Here is a 23,656-nt window from a genome sequence, read left to right as displayed (position 1 = left end):
GGATAGTTTACTTTCACATGGAAAAAACTCTTTATCTACTCCTATTCTGTGCCTCAACGCAATGTTTTGCAGACACCGCATATATTGGTGTTGACTATGTATTACCTGAAATGGCAATTAGTAACGAAGATGTTAAGCCAAAATCAACTGCACTTCGTTTAGGGGTCAGTAACAATAATATGGCTTTTGAAGCCCAATACCTAACCGCAAATGAGAAAGATAACCTTTATCGCATTGAATTCGATATAGAAAAAAGTGCCGCGTTATTTTTCGTAATGCAGTCTGATGTTGTTAATGGTTTCGGTTTAGATGTTTCAGTCGGCTATGCGCATACAGATATTACAGTTAATGGCCCTGAAGAAACTATAAATGATGAATTTCAATATAAAGGTTTTGCTTGGGGTGTGGCAATGCACCAAGATATTCCATACTTAAACAACACCCAAGTAAGGCTTGGCTATCAATCACTTTATGACAAAGACGATATCGAGATAACAGCTATTTCTCTTGGTTTTACTTACCAATTTTAGTCATTCTCTCATTTTAAAAGGTACAATCCTAAAATGGCAATAAAACACACCTCTCACAAACTCTCTATTATTTCGATATTATTAATAGCAGTTACTGGCTGTGGCTCTGATACTGAGTCAACCGACCTAAAAAAAGCAGTAACTCTCGAAGAGCTTCGCACTGAAGGTACAATTATAGAATCCGTTACTATTATCAATAATCAAACACGCATTAGACCTGGAGAACAATTTCAGCTTAAAGCCATGGGTATAGATAGTAACGGAGAAACGAGAGATGTAACCGATGAGCTTACTTGGAGTACAAGCGACCCCGAAGTAGCCACTGTCAATAGTCGTGGCTTAGTGACAGCCATTACTAATTCTCCACTGGATAGAGGCTTGATTACGGTTACTGGCACTACAATAAATGAAATATCCGGTGAAGGACAAATGTCAATTAGTGATGAAGCCGTTTCGAACATAGAACTAAAACAAGCCTCACCAGAAATAGGTGACATTAATACGTGTATAGAAGCAAGTATTAGTGCAGATATTACTTATTCAGATGGCTATATATCTTTAAATACAATAAAAGATATTAGTTTTACTCTTGATGATGAAACAAGCGCGTTAATCGATAACAACGGTACACTATATACCTCATCAAGTGAAATTGAGAACACTTCAATTACTGCGAATATAGGTAACATATCGGATACCTTAATTGTCACAGCCAACCCAGCTAACCTAGAGAGTATTGATATTCTTTCTGATGATACATCTAAGGATATTATCAAATTAAACTTAGGTTCTCGTATAAGCGTAGCTGCGCAAGCCAATCTAATAAACAACCCTTCTCCTTTCGATATAGACAATACTATAAAGTGGTCTACGTTAGATTCATATACTGTCGGTGTTACAAAGCAGGGCGAAAATAAAGGTACTTTACTCGCATTAAAACCAGGCGTTACAGAGCTTGTTGCGACCTGTGGTGGAGTGTATAAAACAATAGCCGTGCAAGTTGAAGGCGACGCAACCCTAGAAAGTATTCAAATTAATGACGCTGAAAATCCATTAACATTGAGCCCTCTGGGTACTTTAGATTTAACATTAACCGCTAACTATAGTGATACCTCTTCTAGCTTGAATGTTTCAGAATTTGCGAATTGGAGTGTAAATGGTAGCACAATTGCAAATGCTGAATTAATTAATATTGGAACCAATCAGGCTAGATATAGATTAACGAGTAATTCAAATAGTAACGGTACAGTTATCGTTTCTGTCAATTACGATGGGATAGTAACAAGTACACAAATCAATATTGAATAAAAAATAGTTAAATACGTCAAGCAAATAGCTCAGAACGAAGGTCTTAATTTACTAGGCCTTCACTTTATCCTTTCTACTCTCTTCCTCTTTACAGGTTTGTCCGCTTGGTCTACAAGCAACCAAAAAAGCAAGAACGAACAAAGTACTCTCAGGTATTATTTCTTCTAAAGCAACCTTTACTTACCCCCTATACCTAGAGGCGATGGTAAAACCAACAAACAACACTATGGCAAATGCTGTATAGATGCTTAGTACTGATTCTACCCAAGAATTGATGCTATGGAGTCATATGGTAGCGACCGAATTGGCCAAGAGTGGTTTGACCAGCATATGCATGTGAGTCATCACGAATTTATTCGAGACCCATTTCAAGACTATCAGCCTAAGGACGCTGCCTCTTGGGTTTACAACAACGGAGAAACATACCGCAATAAATTTCGTAGATATGGAGTACATTGGAAGGATGAGTGGAATTTGGATTACTATATAGATGGTGTTTTGGTCCGAAGTGTCCCTAGCCCTAATATTATTGATCCTGAAAACTATACTAACGGAACAGGCTTAAACAAGCCTATGCACATAATACTGGATATGGAACATCAGCCATGGCGAGACGTTAAGCCCAATGCATCTGAGCTTGCAGATCCCAATAAAAGTATATTTTGGGTAGATTGGATACGAGTTTATAAAGCCCAGTAATATATTAAAAACTTAACTTATTAATTGCGGAACTTGTGTTTACAAACCCTCTAATGTTTGCGGTATACTTACCGCATTTAATACGTTTTAAAACACATTCGTTGAGACTTAAAGGAAAGTACTTATAAGCTGAGACACTCACTAAGCTTTAAATTCCCTTACCTAACAACTAATCATTATAGTTATTTACTAAATGGGTTATTTCACTTTCAGTCAAAACTAAACTTCTATACAGAAAATTGTAATCAATTTCATCTTGTTGCTTTACAAATGAAAATGCCGCTTCAATCAAAAGTATTCGCTCTTTTGAACTATACATACTATACGCAATCTCTATGCTAGATGATAAGCTACTGACTAACATACCCTCGCCAGCCAAAAGCCTAAAATAATAGTGGTTGTTAACTTTATTTTCCGTTTAGCTTGTTTAAGCCATTAATCTTAAACCAATTAAAATTAGCATGACAATATTTGCTATAAAACTGATTAAAAAGAAGTACGTGCGTGGGCTTGGGTTTTTCTCTGTGGCTATAACGTAATACAGCGCCATATGAATTAATCGCGCTATTACATACACCCAAACACACATGGCAAATATAGGGCTTTGGTAATTTATAACAAATGCAAACAACACAGTACCAATAAACAACGCGCTGTTTTCTAGTGTGTTATGAAAAGTACGATGGGCTCTAAATATAAAACTGTCGTGCGATAAATCATCGCTAATTTTACCCGGTACAGCATTAGGTTGTTTAGCTTTGCTAAAGGTAGCTACCGACCACTGTACCACTAACATTATTAAGTAAACGTAAAACGCCATATAGGCAGAAAGCGCAACTTCAGTCATTTTTATGTCCTTAAAATTGTTTTAATTTAGTAGTTACGGCAAGTTTTAAGCCTAAAATAAGTTCATTATAATTAATAACTTGTAATTTATAGGTTCAATAATAATGTAAAAGCTGCAAAGCTATTTATAAATGTTACCCACGAATTAACTCCTTAACGTTAGCGTAATTGATACCACTGCGTGATCGGTTGTTAAATCGTCTCGTTCGTATTCTGGGTTTATTAAATGCCTGTCGTATGTATGATAATCACTCACTTCATAAAAGCTATCATCGTAACTTGGGTCAAATTCACACGAGAGTAAAATATAATCAAGTATCGTACTACTCGTTCCATAGTAATGGGTAGGGCTGCGATTTAATAATGGCGCAGCGGGGGAATTACTTTGTTGAGCATCTGGATGGCTGGCAGCGTTTTGCTGGGTGTTGTGCGCCGTAAATTGGCTCATTTTTAGTGTTTTAAATAACTGCCACGCGTCATTTAAACAATATTTTGCAAGGTATGTTTTAACATCAAACGCTGGGGCAAATCGCAATGTATTCGTTAGTAAATGGCTCAACACACCATCGGCAAGGTCGTTATTAAAATCGCCCATTAACACCATAGGCTGTTGTGTAGCTTCGCGTCGGGCAATCATTTCTATCATTAGTAAAGTAGCTTCACTACCGCGCTGAATGGTTGAGCCCCACGAGCCAGCCACATTTGCTTTGAGAGCGTCTATTATGTTTTTTTCGCTTGAGGGTGGCTCGGTTTTGGCTGAGCTAGTAGTACTTTCATCGCTTTCAATCATGGCTCGTTTTGACTTGAAATGCACTACATAACAGTCGGTATTACCTACATGGGGTAATTTAATGGTTGCTCTTAACACCTTACGGCTAAACGTAAAATTACTATTAAGGCCAAGCATTTCAACAAGCTCGGTATTGTGCTTAACCGCTGCTACATCAACAATCTCAAATTTAGACGCTATTGCCACGACCGGGCGTTTAAAAATAAAATCATCAATCACCTCTGGCGTATCAACCACAGCAAAATATGTATAGCCTTGCTGCGCCATTAACGCTTTTAGCGATTCAATACTAAATACTTCTTGAAAACCTACTACATCAGGCGTGTACTCATTTAAATAATCCACAATCCAACGCTGTTTGCGTGCCCATTGCTCTGCGGTATAAATTTTTTCAAAATCGTAATACGCATTAGGCGGCTCAAGGTAGTTAAATAAATTAAACGTGGCTATTTTAAATTGCGTGTTTTTTACTACAGGCTCGTTTAAATCAGCGGCAGATTCAGCCTCAAGCGTAGTGTGATGTAATGTCGATTCAAAATTACTGATAACAATAGCCTAGCGAATAAAAGTGCGTTAATTATACCCTAAAGGGTTTAAAGTTCTAAACCGTGAATTATTCTCAACATGCAAATAAAGCCCTTTATTTACGCTATACTGCCCTCCTCGTTATTAGCGCACACATAGGTATTATGAACTACTCAAATTTTGGTACTAAATTTACAAAACCCAACGGAATAACGCAGCTTATGGAAGATTTAGGCAGCGCTAATTCAAGCAATAATCCAAATATTGTTATGCTAGGTGGCGGTAACCCCGCACACGTACCACAGATTAATGCCGTATTTTTAGATGAATTACAAAAGCTAGTAGCCAGTAATAAAGTATCGCAAGTATTTGGTTTGTACGACGGGCCAACTGGCAATGACGAATTTAGAGCGGCCCTTGCTAAACAGCTAAATAGCGAGTTTGACTGGGGCTTAACACCACAAAACATAGCATTGGGTAACGGGAGCCAAGCTAACTTTTTTGTATTATTTAATATGCTTGCGGGCAAAATGAGCGATGGCACTAATAAGCGTATTTTGTTTCCGCTTGCGCCTGAATACGTAGGTTACGCCGACCAAGGTTTATCTGATGATATGTTTGTGGCAATCATGCCCGACATCGAAATTTTAAATACCCCCAGTGGCTCTAAGCAATTTAAATATGTCATTGATTTTGATGCAGTTGAAAACGTATTAGCCAACGATACCAGTATTAGCGCACTGTGCGTATCGCGCCCTACCAACCCAACTGGTAATGTCATTACCGATGAGGAAGTACGCCATCTAGATGCCCTTGCACACAAGTACAATATCCCCCTAATTATTGATAACGCCTACGGCGACCCCTTCCCGGGCTGTATTTACACCGATGCAAACCTTACGTGGAACTCAAACATTATATTGTGTATGTCGCTTTCAAAACTGGGCTTGCCAGGCCTGCGCACTGGTATTGTGGTTGCCAATAACGAAATAATTAAAGCCATTGGCCGTGTTAACGGCTCTATGGTGTTATCGCCTAACGCTATTGGCCCAAGCTTAGTAACCCGCTTAATTAACGAAGGCGAATTACTGCCTTTGTGTAAAAATACGGTATTGCCTTTTTATAAAAATAAAGCAGAGATAGCCATAAACCTGTTTGATGAAATTTTTGCAGACTTACCTGTCTATTTGCATAAACTCGAAGGCGCGTTTTTTATGTGGCTATGGTTTAAAGACTCAAAAATAACCAGCGAAATGCTTTATCAAAAACTCAAAGAGCAAGATGTATATATAATTCCTGGGCATAACTTTTTTATTGGCATTGAAGATAGCTGGGAGCACAAACACCAGTGCGTACGCATTAACTACGCCAACGATGAAGCCACACTCAGAAAAGGCTTAGAGGCTATTAAGGCGCTTATTATGTAGCGCTTTAATTAACGTTATACATCGTATTTTAACGAGGTGGTTAACGCTTAGCGTTAGCCACTGTGTTTTTTATTTAACCTACTGTTTAGGGGCTAACGCCTTGGTTAACAGGGCAAACAGCAAGCCACCTAAAGCACCTGCTAGTAACTGCAAATAAAATCCCCATCCACGAGCGCCCGCTATAATATGAATATTCATAATCGACTCAATCGCCACTAAGACCACGGCAAAAGCAGTGATACCCGATGCCACAAATAACACCATGCTGTATTTTTCAAACTTTTTAACAAGTAACACAACAGCAAAAAAAGCGATAGCTAAAGCAATGGCAATAATAGCGCCATAGGTAGGTAATAGCCCTAACCAATCATCTAGCGTTAAGTTAATACGGTCGCTTAAGCTGACCACAACGCCCACATCAACTAATTGATTGACAACGTATTGGCTATGAAACAAGCTAGCAAGCGTAAAGGTAAATAACCAAGAAACTAAAAATATAGGGAGTAAACGTGTTAAAAATGGCATGGTTATCTCAACTTAAAATAAAGCTTTTTTCTTACAGTAGCAAAGGCTTGCAATGTAAACAACGACTCTCTCAATTAGCGCTATGGCTGTTTGTAGGGCTTTTTGCATCTACAGCCAGTGCTGCTGAATTACCTAAAGAGCAATACAGCACTCACACACTCGCAGCACAATTAAATTCGCCGTGGAGCATGGTTAAGCTACCAAACGGGTCATGGCTAATTACAGAGCGCGACGGCCACGTTGTTATTGTAAAAAACAATCAGCAAACTAGAGTAAATTTAAACCTTGAAGGTTTATACGTTGCAGGCCAAGGCGGCTTACTCGATATAGTGCTCTCGCCTAATTTTAACACCAGCAAAGAAGTTATATTTACCTACGCACAAGGCACAGCTGAGGCTAATCGCCTAGTAATTGCAAAAGCTACGTTTAATGGTACCGGCTTTTCAACGCCTGTTATTATTTACACAGTAGCGACTGATAAAAATACCCCACAACACTACGCTGGCCGCGCCCTCTTTTTACCCGACAACACTCTACTGTTTTCAACTGGTGATGGCTTTGATTTTAGAGAGCAAGCACAAGTAATAACCAGCCAACTTGGCAAACTATTACGCATAAACCTAGATGGCACTATTCCAAAAGATAACCCATTTATTAATCACAAAAACCCCAATGCACACGCTGTTTACTCGCTCGGTCACCGAAACCCACAGGGCTTAGTGTATGATTACGATACCGAGCAAATTATTAGCCACGAGCACGGCCCCGCCGGTGGCGATGAGCTAAATTACTTAACGCCAGCTACCAACTACGGCTGGCCGGTGATCACCTACGGTGACGATTATTCACAAGCACGTATTTCTCCATTTAGAGACTACCCCGGTATGCAAAAGCCAAGCGTAGATTGGACGCCATCAATTGCCCCGTCAGGCATGGCGTATTACGGCACTAAACACGCCGTATTCCCTTCACTTCAAAAACATGTGCTCATTACCACCCTCGTTGATAAAAAGCTCTACAGCGTTAATCTGGCTAATGGCGAATTCACCCAATCGCATATTTTCCCAGAGGCTAAAGGCAGGCTCAGAGATGTGTTTATTACAGCTAAAGGTAATGTAGCGATATTAACCGATGGGAAAGATGCTGAGCTGGTGTTGGTAAAGCCAGAGTAGTTCACAAAGGGGATTAAGAGGCGCTTCGCTATAATAGCGGCTTAAGGGAGCCGCTTTAATCACTCACAATCAGACAATGGTTCACTAATTGTCAGTGTATTAGTACCAAAATCTAATATAGCTTGGTATTTTCTAAAAAATGGAGAGCCTAATAATCCATGTATTGTATCGCCACCACCAGCGGCCTGAACATGGTCTAGGTTGAGTGATACAAACTCTGTACTTTGATACAATTGGCCTGCCAATTCAAATTTTAAAACGTCTATTAAGCCCATTTCGTGTTTGGATGTACCTAAACCTGCGGCATTTTCCTCGCTTAGTTCTTCTTGTATTCCAAGCTTGTTTATACATGCTCTATCTAAAACAGATGCACCCGCCGCTGTATCTAAAATTAAACGTACTGTATACCCGTTTATTTTAGCCTGAATAATTTGATGGCCTGTTTCTGTTACTTCAAATTGCAAGCTTGTGGTTTTAGCTAATTCCATAATGTTCCTTATTTAGGTTAATTGAAACACACTCTACTACAGTTACCTTCTAACACAACCTTATAAATATTAAGTCGCTAGCTTGCACTTACACCCTTTTGTAGTTAAAACATGGCTGATATTTCTGAAGCTAAAAATACAAAAACTAATTTTCTTAAAGCCAATTAATTCACAAAGAGGGCTACAGCCACTTCGCTTTTAGAGAAATATAATAGCTTAAATAAAGGTGTTTTGAGCAAATTGCGACTTGATGTCTGAAGTCAAGATTTGACCCCAGCGTTTTTAATTGACTTGTTATATGCCGTAGTCTCGTTCTACTTTAGATATACGCACTTTAAAGGAAGCATACCAAGATTTACGCCCAGTTTTTTGAGCTTCTAAATGCTCAGAGTTTGCCTTCCAATTCTTAATGGAATCTAAATCTGCCCAGTAAGAAACTGTTATTCCCACATTTTCTCTAGCGGATTCTACACCAAGAAAGCCAGGTTGTTGCTCTGCTAACTCAACCATTCTATTGGCCATTTCACCGTAACCATTGTCATCTTCTGTTCGTGTCGAGGTGAAAATGACAGCATAATATGGTGGTTTAGGCGTATTCGCGATAACTGACATTGGTGCTCCTAGGCATATAACTTTTCAATAACGGGCGCAGGCACGTAGGGCATAATGGCGAAGCCGCCCTGCGTGTATGCGTCCCAGCGAACGAAGTGAGCGAGTTTATTGAGTTGTTATGTACGTGCATAAAACAACCTCGTTTCCTTTGGTGTTACGCATCGTTAATAGCGTAATAAATAATCCTATTTACTTTTTGTGAAGTCGTTGCTTCTGGCATTGTTTCAATAATTTCTTTGGCTATGAACACTTCCAGAAAGTACCTATCTTTGACGCCACCAAAAATGGGATTTAAACCAGATTCATCTTCTGCTGCAACAACAGCTTTAGTACTTGTATTTAATTCCTCACCGACTTTTACCCAGATTGTTGCTTCGTCATCAAGGTCGTCAATTTTTTCAATTACTTCTATTAGTTTCATTTTATGAGACAAAGTACATAACGCCCAATTCAAGCGCCGCCGAAGGCGGTCGCTTGGAATTGATTGTTAAGTGTTTTTCCAGCGTAATATATAATTTGTAATTGGCCACCAATTTTCTTCATTTGGTTCTTCGGTGTTAGTCCAGTATTCAATTTCTGTTTCATGAATATCCTCGTCACGATGTAATAAATGCATTACTTCTTTAAATAATTCGTGTTGCTTGTCATTATTTTGTACATACTCATTTAGGCACTCGAAAAGAAAACAGCCAAGCACACGCTTTTCTGATTCACTTGTACTTTCTTGCTTATAAAGATCCAGATACTGTTCGGTTTCTTCAAGCCTACACGACGTATATTCAAAATCTTGATCTTTTTCATCGAATCTAGTTGATGCATCTACGCCTAACTTTTCAAATACCTTTGTAGCAGCATCCATTTTCGGATATTTAAGATGTTCTCGTAGCATTTTTTACACTTAACGCCTGCCAGCAGGGGCGCTGAATACGTCCCTCTGGCTGGCTTTGTTACAAGTTTCTACCCTATGCATCATCAAACCTGATGCCATGAACTTTGGTTACACCATCTTTGTGAATCAGAGTTAATTTCACAGATAGCTTACGATTTTCATATTGCACAACAGTAGTATAAATTGCTTCTGTCTTGTCACTGCCATTAAATGAATTAAAGTGTGTCCAATTAACTAATTCTGGTGCCTCATGCGAAGTCATCTGGCCTAGCTTTTTCGTTTGCTCAAGCATTGCAATCCACTGTTGCTCTGGTTGCTGAGAGAAGCCTTCCTCTGTCATTAGAGATTTAAAGTCCGCAACCTTCCAGCTGTCAATTTGATCCAATGCTTTCTCAACAAATGGTACAAAGACAAGCTCTTTATCGGGACCAGTATCACCGTTTGAATAGGCTATAAGTGCACCCACAGCCAGCGTTGAAAAAACACCAGCGAGATATGATAAGAAATACTTCAAGGTTTACTCCTTTGACTTGTAACGCTTTGCCAAGGGGCAAATGCGAACGTTGTTGGGCGAAGCCCAGTGAGTATTTGTCCCAGCCGCGCTTTTTGCGGCGAACTTTGGCAACTTGTTAGGTTCCTGTTTTAGGGATGTTACATTTGATCATAAACCAATTCTTTTCGCTTTCGTTAAGCATAGCGAACCCCATATTTTCTTCGCCGAAATGGGAAATTCTTGTTTTTGATGGATTACCAAAAGAAAAATAGCCTTCTCGACGCTTTCCACTGTCTTCATAAGAAAATGCCTTCATGACAAACCAAACACCATCAAAGTACTGAAACCAAATTAATTTGATTCCTTTACTTTTAGCGAATGAAATGAATTCGTCAAGTCGGCCATCAGAAACTTCTACTTTCTTTTTAGTCCCTTTTATTGAAACGACATTTACCGGCAGGTTTTTACCATCATCTTCATCTATCCACTGAACAAGCTCAAATTTTCCTTTCTCAGCCAACTTAATCAAATGCTCTAAGCTACTATGATGTTTCGACAAAAAGCCTTCTGCTCTTTTTTCTACCCTGTTTTTGAAAGGATTATACTCGTCAGAACACCCCAGCACTAAAAATCCAACAGCAAGAATCGTGAGTAATCTCATAGGAACCTAACTTTTAAATAAGGGGCGCAGGCGCGTGGGGCATAATGGCGAAGCCGCCCCGCGTGTTTGCGTCCCAGCCCGCGCAGCGGGCGAACTTGATTTTTTTGTTATTTGACCTACCCAAAAAAACAAGCGTATTCATCATGATCTATAACGGCAAAGACTTGCTCAATAGTTTTTACATACATATTTGGCTCATAGCCATGCCATTTTAGATCTTGTCGCATCCAGAAAATTTTCCATTTACCTTGAGCGCGGATAAAAGTTGCTTTAGCCATGTCCAGGTCATGATATTCATTTGGGCTGTTCCAAACAGGACGCGTTTCATATATATAAACTGATTGCTTCTCCAGCCGCCAACCAATGTCTAACTCATTTCTAATATGCACTGGTGGCCTACGCTTATTTAAAAAAGCGTTGGCAGCTTTTTCTATCTTCTTTATTTCGAATTCACTTAAGGCCATAAAAGTTTAATTTTCCACCTGTCACATAACAATTTTGTCTACGACATTTGTCGTTTTATAAACCGACAAATGTCCATATATTACAATGCATTTATCTTAACCATCAAATAAACACCTGTAAACAATTAGTTAACTGAAAATTATTTTTATTCAGTGCGAAAATACACCGAAATAGTGGAGATCAGTAATATTGGACAAAACAATATGCACTGTCTATATATACAGTTAAATTTTACTAGAGATTCATATCATGAAATCACCTTTTTAACTATGATAGCCGAACAAATGTATCTAAAGCGTTATGCTAAAAGTACCATTAAAGCGTATTTATACTGGATAGCTTCGTTTATTTGTTTTAACTCTATGAGGTACCCAACAACGATGGGAGATAATGAGGTCGAACTTTTTTAAATCATTTAGTCAACCAACAAAATGTTGCTCCTAATACTCAAACACAAGCCTTAAATGCGTTGTGCTTTTTATTTAAAGAAGTGATTAAAAAGCCACTCTCATTATCATTAGGTTTTATTAAGAGCAAACGAGCAACTAAACTACCGGTAGTTTTAACGCAGCAGGAAATAAATAATTTTTTTAAAGTGTGCTCTGCGAAGCATTATTTACCCTGTGGACTACTTTATGGCAGTGGTATGCGATTAATGGAGGTACTGCGTTTACGAGTACACGATATTGACATTGACTATAACTGCATTCGAATTTGGGATGGCAAAGGAGGTAAAAATCGTGTTGTAACGCTTGCAGTAGAGCTCATACCGCAATTACGTTCTCAAATACAATTAGTTGATAGTTACCTGCAATTAGATCTGAAAAACCCTTTATATAGCGGCGCTTACATGCCGCATTTGTTACGTAAAAAATATCCAAACCATAACAAACAATTAGGGTGGCAATATTTATTTTCATCACATAAATTAAGCATTGATCCTGAGAGTAAGCAGCTGAGGCGTCATCATATTGATGAAGAGCAATTACAACGCGCTGTTAAACAGGCTGCTGACGATGCAAAAATTAGGAAACACGTTACACCACATACCTTACGCCATTCATTTGCAACGCACCTATTGCAAAGTGGCGCTGATATTCGCACGGTTCAGGCACAATTAGGCCATAGTGATGTGCGAACAACCCAAATATATACTCATGTTTTACAACAAGGAGCCAATGGTGTTGTAAGCCCATTTTCGAGATTATAAAACCAGCAAAAGTTTTTAATTGTGTGTCACGCGTTAAAGTACGCCTTATACAAAAATAGCGCCGATATGTATGAAGCCGATTCTTACACAATGAATTTCACTGCGAATTAATATCTCAGCTTTTACCTTTAACCTCGAACCTTTTCCTAAAACAAAAAAACCGCTGTTCGTTAAAAAAGCGGCTTTTCTACTTATAGCTGATAGCTAAAAACTTACAGCTAGTACTTTAAACTTTCCCAATCACTTCAAGTCCACCCATGTACGGGCGTAATACTTCTGGTACGACTACTGAACCATCGGCTTGTTGGTAGTTTTCTAGTATGGCTACGAGGGTACGGCCAACCGCTAAACCTGAACCATTTAGTGTATGTAGTAACTCTGGCTTTTTAGCACCTTCACGGCGAAAACGTGCTTGCATACGGCGCGCTTGGAAGTCGACCATATTTGAACAAGACGAAATTTCGCGGTAGGTATCTTGGGCCGGTAACCATACTTCTAAGTCGTATGTTTTAGCTGCGCCAAAGCCCATATCGCCCATACATAAAATTACTTTACGGTATGGTAGTTCTAGTGCTTGTAAAATTTGCTCTGCGTGGCCTGTTAGCTCTTCAAGCGCTTGCATTGAATCTTCTGGTTTTACTAGTTGAACTAGTTCAACTTTATCAAACTGATGCTGGCGAATTAAGCCGCGTGTATCACGACCGTAGCTGCCCGCTTCACTTCTAAAACACGGCGTGTGCGCAGTTAAGCGAATCGGTAAATCGCTTTCTTCGTAAATTTCGTCACGTGCGCTATTAGTCAGCGGTACTTCTGCTGTTGGGATTAAGCTAAAGCCAGCTTGTTGTTCACCGTCGTCGTTTACTAGGCCTAATGTATGGAATAAATCGCCTGCAAACTTAGGTAATTGGCTTGTACCGTAAAGGCTTGCGCTATTTACTAAGTACGGTACATACATTTCTGTATAGCCGTTTTTATCTGTGTGGGTATCTAGCATGTATTGCGTAAGTGCACGGTGCATACGCGCTACTTGGCCGCGCATTACTGTAAAACGTGCGCCACTAATTTTAACGCCCATTTCAAAGTCTAGGCCGTTTAGGTCTTGCCCTACGTCTACGTGATCTTTTACTTCAAAGTCGTACTTTTTAGGCGTGCCCCAGGTAAGTATTTCAACGTTGTCGTCTTCATCAGCGCCTTCTGGTACTGATTCGTCTGGCAAGTTTGGAATTGCTAAAGCAATTTCGTTAATGGCGTTGAGTACTTCGTCTTGCGCTTTTTTAGTTGCGTCTAATTCGCTGCCTAAATTTGCCACTGCGTCTAGTAGTGGTTGTGCGTCTTCGCCTTTTGCTTTTGCTTGGCCAATGGCTTTAGCACTGGCGTTACGTTGACTTTGAAGCTCTTGCGTTTTTACTTGTAATGTTTTGCGTTGTTCTTCAAGTTCTGTCACTTTTGCAATATCAAGCTCGTAGCCACGAGCCGCTAAGCGTGCTGCAGTTTGCTCAACGTCTTGTCGTAAATATTTAGAATCTAACATGTTAGTTTTTTAACCTTTTTGCATTACCAGCTGAAGGCCCAGCCAAGCCATAAAAATACAGATCATCACATTTAAGATGATATTGAGGGCCATTTTAATAAAGTGACCTTGTTGTAATAACAACAACGAGTCCATTGAGAATGTTGAAAAGGTGGTTAACGCACCTAAAAAGCCAATACCAATAAGGGTTTTAGCGGGGCTTGTGGCGATAATTTCTTTCTCTATCAAACCGTACAAAATGCCCATTAACAATGAACCCAGAATATTAACCGTCAACGTGCCAAAAGGGAATCCCCTACCAAGGAGTTTTAGCATGGTTTCGCTAATAAAAAAACGTAAACAGGCTCCTGAGGCGCCGCCAAGGGCGATCATCATATAAAGTTTAATCATTTTCGTATCGTTTAAGTGGGCTTTGCGCGTCGCGATCTTTTAAGTAATCAAGCTTTTGCTTAATTTTTTGCTCAAGGCCACGATCGCTCGGTAAATAATAGTGTTTGTCTTGAATTTCTGGCGGTAAATATTTTTCACCAGCGGCAAAGGCACCCTCTTCGTTATGTGCGTAGCGATACTCGGCGCCATAGCCTAAATCTTTCATTAGGTTTGTAGGCGCGTTTCGTAAATGCTCTGGCACTGGGTAGCTTGGCTCGTTTTTGGCATCAGCTTTTGCTTGGTTAAATGCCATATAAACCGCATTACTTTTAGGTGCGCTGGCTAAATATAAAGTGGCTTGAGCAATGGCGCGTTCGCCCTCGCTTGGGCCTACACGCTGAAATATATCCCATGCGTTTAACGCCACTTCCATTGCCCGTGGGTCGGCATTACCTATGTCTTCTGTGGCAATGGCAAGTAAACGCCTTGCTACATAAAGAGGGTCGCCGCCACCGGCTAAAATACGGCAATACCAATACAGCGCACCATCGGGTGAGCTGCCTCGTACTGATTTATGAAAAGCCGATATTAAATCGTAAAATTCATCGCCGCCTTTATCGTATTTAGCTAAATGGGTTGGTAGTACTTGGCTTAATACGTGCTCATCTACGTTGTATGTGCCGTTTTGCTCACTCGTTAAATCAACCGCTTGCTCAAGCAGGTTTAACACTTTACGGGCATCGCCGCCGCTTGCTTGGCAAAGCGCTTGTTTGGCGTTATCGGCAATAACAATGTTTTTTTGGTTTAGTTGCTCATCTTGCTTAAGTGCGCGCTCTATCACTGTGTATAGGTCGGTATCGGCTAGCGACTTTAAAACATACACGCGTGCACGCGATAAAATCGCATTATTAAGTGCAAATGAGGGGTTTTCGGTTGTCGCGCCTACAAATATAAAAGTGCCGTCTTCTATGTGAGGTAAAAATGCATCTTGCTGCGATTTATTAAAACGGTGTACTTCATCCACAAACATTAAGGTGCGTTGCCCGCGGCTTTGTAGGTTATCGTGCGCTTGCATTACGCTGTCGCGAATATCTTTTACGCCTGCGGTCACAGCCGACATTTGTATAAGTTCGGCATCGGCGTGGTTTGCAATAATTTGCGCAAGGGTGGTTTTACCTACCCCAGGCGGCCCCCACAAAATTAAGCTGTGGCAACGCCCTGCAACAATGGCTTGGTGCAAGGGCTTGTCGCTACTTAGTAAATGCTGCTGACCTATGTATTCGTCAAGCGTTGTTGGGCGCATGCGCGCCGCAAGTGGGCGTACATCGGGCCCAAAGTTAAAGCCTAAATTATTCACCGTTACTCTGATCGTCTATTTCTACACCCTCTGGTGGGGTAAATTCAAAGGTGCTTGTATCAAGCGAGGTATTTACTTGTGCATTGTTAAAACTAAACGACGAAAGCTGACCAGAATTATCCGTCACAACTAACTTAGCAAGGCCTTGCTCGTTACCTGCAAAGGTAATATCAAGTTGCTCTACTTGGCTTTCTACGCCTTTATTTGGCGTTACACTAAAGCCAGAGTCTGTAGCTTGAACACTGTATTTTTCCCATTGTGCGGGATCTTTTGAAGTAAGCAGTACAAACGGTGTTGAATCTATAAGGCTATGGGTATCCATAATAGTTACTTGCTCAGCAAAGCTGTCGAAGTAATAGGTTTTGTCACCATTTGATACAAATAAGGTATCGTCTGGGTTTGTTTGCTGCCAGCGGATCATCATAGGTTGTTTAAGGGCAATTGTGCCCTCGCCTTGCATAACCGCTTGGCCTTGCGGATCGGTTACGTTTTGAGAAAACTGCGCTTTAAAACTTTTAAGGGTTGCGAGTTTGTCTTGCAGTGCTTGGCTGTCATCAGCAAAGCTAGGCGTGGCAATTAAACTGCCAAGCACTAATAATAAACTGTTTAATTTTTTCATTAATTTGCTCCATTAGGTACTAATACATCGCGAGCGCCGTTATGGCCTGGTGAACTCACGATACCCGATGTTTCCATTTGTTCTACTAGTCGTGCTGCGCGGTTATAGCCAACACGTAATTTACGTTGTACTGACGATACCGATACTTTGCCGGTTTCGATTACAAACGCAACGGCTTCGTCGTATAGCGGATCTGACTCTTCATCTGCGTTTTCACTGGTTTCACCTGGTAATAAAACATCTTCTGTGGCATCACCATTTAAAATTTCATCAATGTAATTAGGTTTACCGCGTGCTTTCCAATCGTTTACTACCGCATGTACTTCATGGTCGTCTACAAATGCGCCATGCACACGCTCTGGTACGCTTGTGCCTGGCGGTAAGTAAAGCATATCACCCATACCTAATAGGTTTTCGGCGCCTTGTTGATCCAATATGGTACGCGAGTCTATTTTGCTCGACACCTGAAACGCCATACGCGTAGGTATATTGGCTTTAATTAAGCCGGTAATTACATCTACCGATGGGCGCTGTGTTGCAAGTACTAAATGTATACCTGCGGCACGCGCTTTTTGCGCAATACGGGCAATAAGTTCTTCAACTTTTTTACCTACAATCATCATCATGTCGGCAAATTCGTCTATTACTACCACTATGCTCGGTAATTTATCTAATTCGTCTGGGCCTTCTTTCATGCCGTCGGTGTCTTTAAATAATGGGTCAAGAATCGGGTAACCCGCTTCTTTGGCCTCAAGTACTTTTTGGTTGTAACCTTTTAAGTTACGTACACCCAACGCCGACATTAATTTATAACGGCGTTCCATTTCGCCTACACACCAACGCAACGCGTTAGCCGCTTCTTTCATGTCGGTAACAACTTCACACAATAGGTGCGGAATACCTTCGTAAACCGAAAGCTCAAGCATTTTAGGGTCAATCATGATCATACGAACATCATCAGGGCCCGATTTGTACAGTAAGCTTAATATCATTACATTAACGCCCACTGACTTACCCGAACCCGTGGTACCCGCTACCAGTAAATGGGGCATTTTACCTAAATCGGCACACACAGGTTGCCCTGCAATATCTTTACCTAACACCATGGTTAGTGGCGATGGATTTTGCTCAAATTTAGGGGCGTTAATTACCTCAGATAAACGTACAATTTCGCGGTACTTGTTAGGCAGCTCTATCCCTATGTAAGTTTTACCTGGGATCACCTCAACCACACGTACGCTAATTGCCGATAACGAACGGGCTAAATCTTTTGATAAACCAGTAATTTTAGACACCTTTATACCCGGCGCTAAATCAAGCTCAAAACGTGTTACAACTGGGCCTGGGTATACGCCAACCACTTTTGCTTGTACGTTAAAGTCGAGTAATTTTGTTTCAACAAGACGCGATACACTTTCAAGCTCTTCTTCCGATATCGGGTTTTTTGCTTTATCCGGTCTGTCGAGTAAATCAAGCGACGGTAATGGCCCTGGCGGTGGCTCTTTATCAAGTAACTCTTCAAATTTTTCTTTTGCTGTTGGCGGTGGCTGATATGCAGGTTTTGGCTTAGGCATAGGTCTTGCTGGCGATACCACCGTGGTAACCGGTTTTTCAGGCTCAACAACTTGGCTTTGGTCAAGCGCGTTAAGTGCAGCCGCTGTATCCATTGGCTCATCGTCTATGGCGCTAAAGCCAATTTCTTGGTCGAGTATATCGTCTAGCTCATCAAATGGGCTGTAGTCATCACTAATTTGCGGCTCGCTAAAGGTAGGTTGCTCTTTAGTAATGGCTTTTTGTTTAGCTGGTTTTTTACTTTTAGCAGGCTCTTGTTCAAATTCTAATGATTGCTCGAGTGTGGTATCGCTTTTTTCATAATCGTCAGAATCATCATTAAATTGCGCATCGGCTTGCACCAGATTTGCCGCAATACGCTCTCGTTGCATCCAACCTTGGGCGTAATTAGCAGTGTAACGGTAGCCTCTAACCACTAAATCGCCGAGGTAGTCTACAAATTCAACCCACGACACACCGGTTAATAAAGTAAGCCCAGCAAAAAAGAAGCACAATAATAGTATAGAGGTACCGGTAAAGTTAAATGCTGGCATCATGGCCGATGCAATCACATCGCCCACTACCCCACCGGATGAAAAGTTATAAATATCATCAAAGTTAATACTGCTGATTGCCGTTGCTGAGGTAATAAATAAAGCAAAGCCAATAACTCGCAAGGCAAGTGTGGTGTAATCGAGCTGTAAAATACGATGAGGTTGTTTAAATAATAAATAGCCAAACAGCTGAATAGCGGCTGGCACTAAATAAGCAAGCCAACCAAATGACAGTAATAATATATCGGCCACCCAAGCACCAGCAGTGCCTGTAATATTTTTTACGTTTCTAAATTCACCCGTTTGCGACCACGCAGGGTCAGCGGGATCAAAGCTGATTAAAGCACATAAAATGAATATTGCCGCAAAGGTACTGATGATCAGCCCTGTTTCTAATAGTCTTTGCACACCGTTTAGGCGCATAACTTCCTATCCCTCTTTATTGTTCTATTGGCACTTGCTTGCAATCAAATACCTTAGCAGGAAATGCAATTTGATGCACTCTATCTTAATGTGTATGGCCTGATTATGAACAAGTTTTTATAAATTAGAGTGTGTTTATCTTTTGCGGTTAAATTTACGCAATGTAAGGGCGAATTATTACGCCGTCTTCACCTTTTACTTCTTCCATTACTACATAGGTGCGGCTCTCACTCACGTTTGGCAGCTTTAAAAGAATGTCGCCTAGTACACCTCGGTATTCTGACATATCGTTTACGCGTGTTTTTAATAAAAAATCAAAATTACCCGATACCAAGTGACACTCTATTATCTCTTCGTGCTGTTTAACCGCCGCACTAAACTCATCAAATACGTCGGGCGATGTTTTGGTAATGGTTACCTCAACATACACAGATAAGCCTTGGCCAAGCTTTGCTGGATCAACCACCGCTTTATAGCCAAGTATATAACCTTCACGTTCTAACTTTTTTACGCGCTCTAGACAGGGCGTGGCGCTCAGGCCAACTCGTCGGGCCAGTTCTACATTAGAAAGGCGTCCATCGTGCTGTAATTCCATTAAAATTTTACGGTCAATTCTATCTAATAACTGATGCATACACCCAACTAGTTTAATATTCTGTTTATTTATATTATTTAGATAATAACACTGGCTAGCCTTTTAAAAAAGGTGAGACACACTGCCTTATGATGAATATAATAGTGAAAAATGTTAATCCGTTCTTAATAAGGCAAATTTTATGATTATTGGTGTACCTAAAGAAATTAAAAACCATGAATACCGTGTAGGTATGGTTCCTGCGAGTGTTCGTGAATTAGTAAATCACGGCCACCAAGTGATTGTTGAAACAGATGCAGGTATGGGCATTGGTTTTACTAACGAAGATTACACACAAGCTGGCGCTGAAATTTTAGCCACTGCAGCTGATGTTTTTGCAAAAGCAGACATGATCGTAAAAGTAAAAGAGCCACAAGCTGTTGAGCGTGCAATGCTACGCGAAGACCAAATTTTATTTACTTACCTTCACCTTGCACCTGATCTTCCACAAACTGAAGACCTTGTTAAAAGCAAAGCGATTTGTATTGCTTACGAAACAGTGACTGATGCACGTGGCGGCTTACCGCTTCTTGCACCAATGAGTGAAGTAGCAGGTCGTATGTCTATTCAGGCCGGTGCACAAGCGCTTGAAAAATCTAACCACGGCCGTGGCATGTTACTTGGTGGCGTACCAGGTGTTGAAGCTGCTAAGGTTGTTGTAATTGGCGGCGGCATGGTGGGTCGTAGCGCAGCGCAAATGGCTGTTGGCATGGGCGCAGACGTTGTAGTACTTGACCGCAACATTGATGTACTTCGTGCACTAGACGCGCAATTTGGTAACAAAGTTAAAGCGATTTACTCAACGGCTGACGCACTAGAAAAACACGTACTAGAAGCCGACTTAGTAATTGGTGGCGTACTAATTCCAGGTGCTGCAGCACCTAAACTAGTAACAGCCGATCACATTAAAGCAATGAAGCCAGGCTCTGCAATTGTTGATGTTGCTATTGACCAAGGTGGTTGTATTGCAACTTCTAAAGCAACAACACACGCTGATCCTACATACATTGTTGATGAAGTTGTTCACTACTGTGTTGCTAACATGCCAGGTGCAGTACCGCGTACTTCTACCTTTGCACTTAACAATGCAACATTGCCGTTTATTATTAACCTTGCAAACAAAGGTTACAAAAAGGCACTACTAGATGACGCGCACTTCTTAAAAGGCTTAAACGTAATTAAAGGCCAAGTAACTTACAAAGAAGTAGCTGAAGCGTTCAACATGGAATATGTTGACCCTCGTACTGCAGTAGAAAACGCGTAATTTTGCGTTTAGTCGTTAGGTGTTATTGAACAAAATAGTTACCTAACTACAAACAATAAAAAAGCAGCTAATTAGCTGCTTTTTTTGTATCTAAATTTTGACTATATAAATTAATTTATATAAAACGCTTAATTATAAAATCAACTTTTACGCGTTTAGCCTGACCAAGTAGCTTTTTAACCGGTTGCGGGTAATTTTCTACTGTTTCTAAATCATTTGGCCCAGTTAGACGGCGGCAGTGTTTTAAAATTTCCTGCTTTTCGTTATCTATGGCTTGCATAATACTTTGCTGTGGGTCTTCAATTAAAATACCGTTTTCGATATCAAGGCCCCACGCTCGTGGATTAAGGTTATGACCGCTTAATAAGTGGCGTTGTCGGTCGGCGCAAATACCTTTTAAGTGAAACGAGTTACTCTCGTGCTTCCATAAATACACGTTTAAATTGCCGTTATCTATATGGCGCTTTTGCGATTTTACAAATTTATGCAAAATAGTTTCGTATAAATACGGGAGTGCACCAATTTTACTAAACGGCTCACTTGGCGGCAGATAAAAATCGTTTGCAGTTTTATCACCTACTACAATGGTTACTTGCTTACCTTGTTTTAATAATCGACGTAATGAGCGCATAAGCGGCGCCGGAAAATTAAAATACGGTGTGTAAAGTACAAGCTCTTGCTCTGTGGTATCAAACAAGTTTTTAATTAATCGGTTAAGGCTATTATTACGACGCCCTAAACCTAAAAACAAACGCACACCGAGTGGGTCGGTATTGGGCGTAGTTGGGTTTGCATAACTGGCCGACTTTAGCTCGCGCATTAATTGCTTTTGTTCAAACTTAAAGTCTATTAGGCGCCTAAGCGGGCGTGTATCAATACGTGGCACGGCTTGCGAGCCTATTAGCTTAGACTCAATAAAATCAACCACAGAGTCGCACAGTGCTGCTTGGTCAACTAAAAAGTAACGGTCGAGCCTGTAGCGTTCGTTGTATTGTAAGTACACGTTATTTAAGCTGGCGCCGCTGTATAATAAAGTATCATCTACAACAAAACCTTTAAGGTGTAACACACCAAACAACTCTTTGGCTTTAACTGGCACACCGTAAACTTGTACGTTTGATTTAAATTTTTCTAAATAGTCACAATATAAACTTGCGTTACCGTCTGATTTTTTTGCACCAATAAGACCACGTTGAGCACGATGAAAATCAACCAACACTTTTATTTCAAGGTTGGGGTTTGCCAACGACACACGATGCAGCGCTTCAAGTATTTCGCGCCCTGCTTCGTCATCTTGTAAATAAAGTGCCGTAATGTAGATTCTTTTTTTTGCATTGCTAATTAAACGTAGCAATTGCGTACGGTACTCTTGTGCGTTGGTTAAGACGTTAACGTCTTTTGAAGTCAACCCAAATGCGGGTTTTTCCTGCCAAAATAACATAGTTGCCTATTCACTAAGGTCACATAATCTATCAGTGACAAATAAAATTAGGTAAAACATATCAAAAAAATACTAACGGGTCATGAATTAACGAAGCTTTGTTGCTCATCTGTTTGTTTTTTAGCCTTTACGCGGGCTTTTTTATCGTTCAAGACAAAGTCAGTACATAATATTGCACAGCTTTTAATTTTGTCAGAAAAAAATATTCACATAATTTGTTTACTTGTGCCTTGTTTTTCTTAGAATCGAAGCCATTAAGTTCAGTATTAAACGTTTAGGAAAAGATCATGACTGAAGCAAAACACTCTAAGTTACTAATTTTAGGCTCTGGCCCTGCGGGTTACACTGCCGCAGTATACGCCGCACGTGCAAATTTAAACCCCGTTTTAATTACCGGCATTCAACAAGGTGGCCAATTAACGACCACAACTGAAGTTGAAAACTGGCCAGGCGATGCGCACGGTTTAACAGGCCCTGCATTAATGGACCGTATGAAAGAGCACGCTGAGCGCTTTGAAACGGAAATTGTGTTTGACCACATTAATAAAGTAGATGTGTCTAAGCGCCCGTTCACGCTTACTGGCGACCAAGGTACTTACACATGTGATGCATTAATTATTGCCACTGGTGCATCGGCTAAATACTTAGGCTTAGAGTCTGAAACTAATTTTCAAGGTCGTGGTGTATCTGCATGTGCTACATGTGATGGTTTTTTCTATAAAGGGCGTAAAGTTGCCGTTGTAGGTGGTGGTAACACTGCTGTAGAAGAAGCACTTTACTTATCTAACATTGCGGATGAAGTACACGTTATTCACCGTCGTGATAGCTTCCGCAGTGAAAAAATCCTTGCTGATCGTCTTAACGAAAAAGCACAAAATGGTAACGTAGTAATGCACTACAATCGTACGCTAGACGAAGTACTTGGCGATGACATGGGTGTAACTGGCGTACGCATTAAAGATACGCAATCTGATGCTACCGAAGAGCTTGATTTAGCGGGTGTGTTTATTGCTATCGGCCATAAGCCAAATACCGACATGTTTGAAGGCCAACTAGAAATGAAAGACGGCTATTTAGTAGTTGAGTCTGGTCTTAACGGTAACGCTACACAAACAAGCGTACCTGGCGTATTTGCCGCAGGTGATGTGTCTGATCATATTTACCGTCAAGCAATTACGTCTGCAGGTACAGGCTGTATGGCAGCCCTAGATGCAGAGCGTTTCTTAGATAACCTATAAACGCTACAAAATTAATAAAGGCTGTTAGTTCAGCC

24 protein-coding genes and 1 pseudogene are annotated in these 23,656 nt (G+C 40.6%); 8 read left to right on the top strand and 17 right to left on the bottom strand.

Annotated features, from left to right (window positions below; genetic code table 11):
- Nucleotides 1-17: 17 nt before the first annotated feature.
- The 3 genes from MTF64_RS06105 (at nt 18) to MTF64_RS06095 (ending at nt 2,537) form a co-directional block, all read left to right on the top strand.
- Nucleotides 18-530: an outer membrane beta-barrel protein gene (locus tag MTF64_RS06105; protein ID WP_248450902.1), complete on the top strand. Its 513-nt coding sequence runs from the start codon at nt 18-20 to the stop codon at nt 528-530.
- A gap of 33 nt (nt 531-563) precedes the next feature.
- On the top strand, nt 564-1,838 hold the full coding sequence (locus MTF64_RS06100; protein ID WP_248450901.1) for an Ig-like domain-containing protein: 1,275 nt from the start codon (nt 564-566) through the stop codon (nt 1,836-1,838).
- Between the two features lie 474 nt (nt 1,839-2,312).
- Nucleotides 2,313-2,537: a hypothetical protein gene (locus tag MTF64_RS06095; protein ID WP_248450900.1), complete on the top strand. Its 225-nt coding sequence runs from the start codon at nt 2,313-2,315 to the stop codon at nt 2,535-2,537.
- Nucleotides 2,538-2,964: 427 nt separating this feature from the next.
- On the opposite strand, the gene MTF64_RS06090 is transcribed toward MTF64_RS06095, so the two are convergent.
- Together MTF64_RS06090 and MTF64_RS06085 are read right to left on the bottom strand one after the other, a co-directional pair.
- Entirely contained in the window at nt 2,965-3,384 is a 420-nt protein-coding gene (locus MTF64_RS06090) for an MAPEG family protein (RefSeq protein ID WP_029772660.1), read from the bottom strand.
- Nucleotides 3,385-3,528: 144 nt separating this feature from the next.
- Nucleotides 3,529-4,623: an endonuclease/exonuclease/phosphatase family protein gene (locus MTF64_RS06085; protein WP_248450979.1), complete on the bottom strand. Its 1,095-nt coding sequence runs from the start codon at nt 4,621-4,623 to the stop codon at nt 3,529-3,531.
- Nucleotides 4,624-4,862: 239 nt separating this feature from the next.
- Between MTF64_RS06085 and MTF64_RS06080 the strand changes: the two genes are divergently transcribed.
- A complete protein-coding gene (locus MTF64_RS06080) occupies nt 4,863-6,125 on the top strand; it encodes a valine--pyruvate transaminase (RefSeq protein ID WP_248450978.1) in 1,263 nt (420 codons plus the stop codon).
- A 78-nt stretch (nt 6,126-6,203) separates the two neighbouring features.
- Here the strand turns inward: MTF64_RS06080 and MTF64_RS06075 are convergent, their stop codons facing one another.
- Nucleotides 6,204-6,650 (bottom strand): hypothetical protein, encoded by a 447-nt coding sequence (locus MTF64_RS06075; RefSeq protein ID WP_248450899.1) that lies wholly within the window; start codon nt 6,648-6,650, stop codon nt 6,204-6,206.
- Between MTF64_RS06075 and MTF64_RS06070 the strand changes: the two genes are divergently transcribed.
- Nucleotides 6,635-7,822 carry a PQQ-dependent sugar dehydrogenase gene (locus MTF64_RS06070; protein WP_248450898.1) on the top strand — a complete coding sequence of 396 codons (1,188 nt, stop codon included), beginning with the start codon at nt 6,635-6,637 and terminating at the stop codon, nt 7,820-7,822. The two genes, MTF64_RS06075 and MTF64_RS06070, sit on opposite strands and share 16 nt — an antisense overlap.
- Before the next feature lie 59 nt (nt 7,823-7,881).
- On the opposite strand, the gene MTF64_RS06065 is transcribed toward MTF64_RS06070, so the two are convergent.
- The 7 genes from MTF64_RS06065 to MTF64_RS06035 form a co-directional block, all read right to left on the bottom strand.
- Nucleotides 7,882-8,310, bottom strand: coding sequence for a retropepsin-like aspartic protease (locus tag MTF64_RS06065; protein WP_248450897.1), 429 nt, complete (start codon nt 8,308-8,310; stop codon nt 7,882-7,884).
- Between the two features lie 294 nt (nt 8,311-8,604).
- Entirely contained in the window at nt 8,605-8,922 is a 318-nt protein-coding gene (locus tag MTF64_RS06060; RefSeq protein WP_055018474.1) for an antibiotic biosynthesis monooxygenase, read from the bottom strand.
- 154 nt (nt 8,923-9,076) lie between these two features.
- Nucleotides 9,077-9,343 carry a hypothetical protein gene (locus MTF64_RS06055; RefSeq protein WP_248450896.1) on the bottom strand — a complete coding sequence of 89 codons (267 nt, stop codon included), beginning with the start codon at nt 9,341-9,343 and terminating at the stop codon, nt 9,077-9,079.
- Between the two features lie 66 nt (nt 9,344-9,409).
- Nucleotides 9,410-9,811, bottom strand: a complete 402-nt coding sequence (locus MTF64_RS06050; protein WP_248450895.1) for a hypothetical protein — start codon at nt 9,809-9,811, stop codon at nt 9,410-9,412.
- A 73-nt stretch (nt 9,812-9,884) separates the two neighbouring features.
- Nucleotides 9,885-10,325 (bottom strand): hypothetical protein, encoded by a 441-nt coding sequence (locus MTF64_RS06045; protein ID WP_126006994.1) that lies wholly within the window; start codon nt 10,323-10,325, stop codon nt 9,885-9,887.
- Between the two features lie 115 nt (nt 10,326-10,440).
- Complete coding sequence (locus MTF64_RS06040; RefSeq protein WP_248450894.1) at nt 10,441-10,965, bottom strand: hypothetical protein; 525 nt, start codon at nt 10,963-10,965, stop codon at nt 10,441-10,443.
- Nucleotides 10,966-11,081: 116 nt separating this feature from the next.
- Entirely contained in the window at nt 11,082-11,429 is a 348-nt protein-coding gene (locus MTF64_RS06035) for a DUF3024 domain-containing protein (RefSeq protein ID WP_071951667.1), read from the bottom strand.
- A gap of 270 nt (nt 11,430-11,699) precedes the next feature.
- Between MTF64_RS06035 and MTF64_RS06030 the strand changes: the two are divergent.
- Nucleotides 11,700-12,640, top strand: a pseudogene (locus MTF64_RS06030) (integron integrase).
- A gap of 226 nt (nt 12,641-12,866) precedes the next feature.
- Here MTF64_RS06030 and serS read toward each other — a convergent pair.
- From serS to lrp, 6 genes are all read right to left on the bottom strand, one after another.
- Nucleotides 12,867-14,171 (bottom strand): serine--tRNA ligase, encoded by a 1,305-nt coding sequence (gene serS, locus MTF64_RS06025; RefSeq protein ID WP_248450893.1) that lies wholly within the window; start codon nt 14,169-14,171, stop codon nt 12,867-12,869.
- A gap of 9 nt (nt 14,172-14,180) precedes the next feature.
- Nucleotides 14,181-14,561 (bottom strand): fluoride efflux transporter CrcB, encoded by a 381-nt coding sequence (gene crcB / locus MTF64_RS06020; protein WP_004586743.1) that lies wholly within the window; start codon nt 14,559-14,561, stop codon nt 14,181-14,183.
- The gene (locus tag MTF64_RS06015; protein WP_248450892.1) at nt 14,554-15,897 is read right to left on the bottom strand and encodes a replication-associated recombination protein A; all 1,344 of its coding nucleotides are present in this window, start codon (nt 15,895-15,897) and stop codon (nt 14,554-14,556) included. Before MTF64_RS06015 ends, crcB begins: the two co-directional genes overlap by 8 nt.
- A complete protein-coding gene (gene lolA / locus MTF64_RS06010; protein WP_029773538.1) occupies nt 15,890-16,516 on the bottom strand; it encodes an outer membrane lipoprotein chaperone LolA in 627 nt (208 codons plus the stop codon). Before lolA ends, MTF64_RS06015 begins: the two co-directional genes overlap by 8 nt.
- Nucleotides 16,516-19,044, bottom strand: a complete 2,529-nt coding sequence (locus MTF64_RS06005) for a DNA translocase FtsK 4TM domain-containing protein (RefSeq protein WP_248450891.1) — start codon at nt 19,042-19,044, stop codon at nt 16,516-16,518. The genes lolA and MTF64_RS06005 overlap by 1 nt, the downstream gene beginning before the upstream one ends.
- 154 nt (nt 19,045-19,198) lie before the next feature.
- Nucleotides 19,199-19,678: a leucine-responsive transcriptional regulator Lrp gene (gene lrp, locus MTF64_RS06000; protein ID WP_004586747.1), complete on the bottom strand. Its 480-nt coding sequence runs from the start codon at nt 19,676-19,678 to the stop codon at nt 19,199-19,201.
- A 142-nt stretch (nt 19,679-19,820) separates the two neighbouring features.
- Between lrp and ald the strand changes: the two genes are divergently transcribed.
- On the top strand, nt 19,821-20,942 hold the full coding sequence (gene ald / locus MTF64_RS05995; protein WP_004586748.1) for an alanine dehydrogenase: 1,122 nt from the start codon (nt 19,821-19,823) through the stop codon (nt 20,940-20,942).
- Between the two features lie 115 nt (nt 20,943-21,057).
- On the opposite strand, the gene pssA is transcribed toward ald, so the two are convergent.
- Nucleotides 21,058-22,383 carry a CDP-diacylglycerol--serine O-phosphatidyltransferase gene (pssA, locus tag MTF64_RS05990; protein ID WP_248450890.1) on the bottom strand — a complete coding sequence of 442 codons (1,326 nt, stop codon included), beginning with the start codon at nt 22,381-22,383 and terminating at the stop codon, nt 21,058-21,060.
- 287 nt (nt 22,384-22,670) lie between these two features.
- On the opposite strand from pssA, the gene trxB reads away from it, so the two are divergent.
- Nucleotides 22,671-23,621: a thioredoxin-disulfide reductase gene (gene trxB, locus MTF64_RS05985; RefSeq protein WP_024033489.1), complete on the top strand. Its 951-nt coding sequence runs from the start codon at nt 22,671-22,673 to the stop codon at nt 23,619-23,621.
- Nucleotides 23,622-23,656 lie beyond the last annotated feature (35 nt).

Origin of the sequence: Pseudoalteromonas sp. 2CM41L, assembly GCF_023161905.1 — a bacterium.
Lineage (GTDB): Bacteria > Pseudomonadota > Gammaproteobacteria > Enterobacterales > Alteromonadaceae > Pseudoalteromonas > Pseudoalteromonas atlantica.
The sequence above is the reverse complement of the archived record's forward strand: the minus strand, read 5'-3'. Positions and strand labels throughout refer to the sequence as shown.

Coding starts and splice junctions, on each gene's coding strand:
- MTF64_RS06080 (WP_248450978.1), top strand. CDS start 4,863: ATGAACTACTCAAATTTTGGTACTAAATTTACAAAACCCAACGGAATA.
- MTF64_RS06035 (WP_071951667.1), bottom strand. CDS start 11,429: ATGGCCTTAAGTGAATTCGAAATAAAGAAGATAGAAAAAGCTGCCAAC.
- MTF64_RS06065 (WP_248450897.1), bottom strand. CDS start 8,310: ATGGAATTAGCTAAAACCACAAGCTTGCAATTTGAAGTAACAGAAACA.
- MTF64_RS06040 (WP_248450894.1), bottom strand. CDS start 10,965: ATGAGATTACTCACGATTCTTGCTGTTGGATTTTTAGTGCTGGGGTGT.
- crcB (WP_004586743.1), bottom strand. CDS start 14,561: ATGATTAAACTTTATATGATGATCGCCCTTGGCGGCGCCTCAGGAGCC.
- ald (WP_004586748.1), top strand. CDS start 19,821: ATGATTATTGGTGTACCTAAAGAAATTAAAAACCATGAATACCGTGTA.
- MTF64_RS06055 (WP_248450896.1), bottom strand. CDS start 9,343: ATGAAACTAATAGAAGTAATTGAAAAAATTGACGACCTTGATGACGAA.
- trxB (WP_024033489.1), top strand. CDS start 22,671: ATGACTGAAGCAAAACACTCTAAGTTACTAATTTTAGGCTCTGGCCCT.
- MTF64_RS06105 (WP_248450902.1), top strand. CDS start 18: ATGGAAAAAACTCTTTATCTACTCCTATTCTGTGCCTCAACGCAATGT.
- MTF64_RS06050 (WP_248450895.1), bottom strand. CDS start 9,811: ATGCTACGAGAACATCTTAAATATCCGAAAATGGATGCTGCTACAAAG.
- serS (WP_248450893.1), bottom strand. CDS start 14,171: ATGTTAGATTCTAAATATTTACGACAAGACGTTGAGCAAACTGCAGCA.
- lolA (WP_029773538.1), bottom strand. CDS start 16,516: ATGAAAAAATTAAACAGTTTATTATTAGTGCTTGGCAGTTTAATTGCC.
- MTF64_RS06090 (WP_029772660.1), bottom strand. CDS start 3,384: ATGACTGAAGTTGCGCTTTCTGCCTATATGGCGTTTTACGTTTACTTA.
- lrp (WP_004586747.1), bottom strand. CDS start 19,678: ATGCATCAGTTATTAGATAGAATTGACCGTAAAATTTTAATGGAATTA.
- MTF64_RS06060 (WP_055018474.1), bottom strand. CDS start 8,922: ATGTCAGTTATCGCGAATACGCCTAAACCACCATATTATGCTGTCATT.
- pssA (WP_248450890.1), bottom strand. CDS start 22,383: ATGTTATTTTGGCAGGAAAAACCCGCATTTGGGTTGACTTCAAAAGAC.
- MTF64_RS06075 (WP_248450899.1), bottom strand. CDS start 6,650: ATGCCATTTTTAACACGTTTACTCCCTATATTTTTAGTTTCTTGGTTA.
- MTF64_RS06100 (WP_248450901.1), top strand. CDS start 564: ATGGCAATAAAACACACCTCTCACAAACTCTCTATTATTTCGATATTA.
- MTF64_RS06005 (WP_248450891.1), bottom strand. CDS start 19,044: ATGCGCCTAAACGGTGTGCAAAGACTATTAGAAACAGGGCTGATCATC.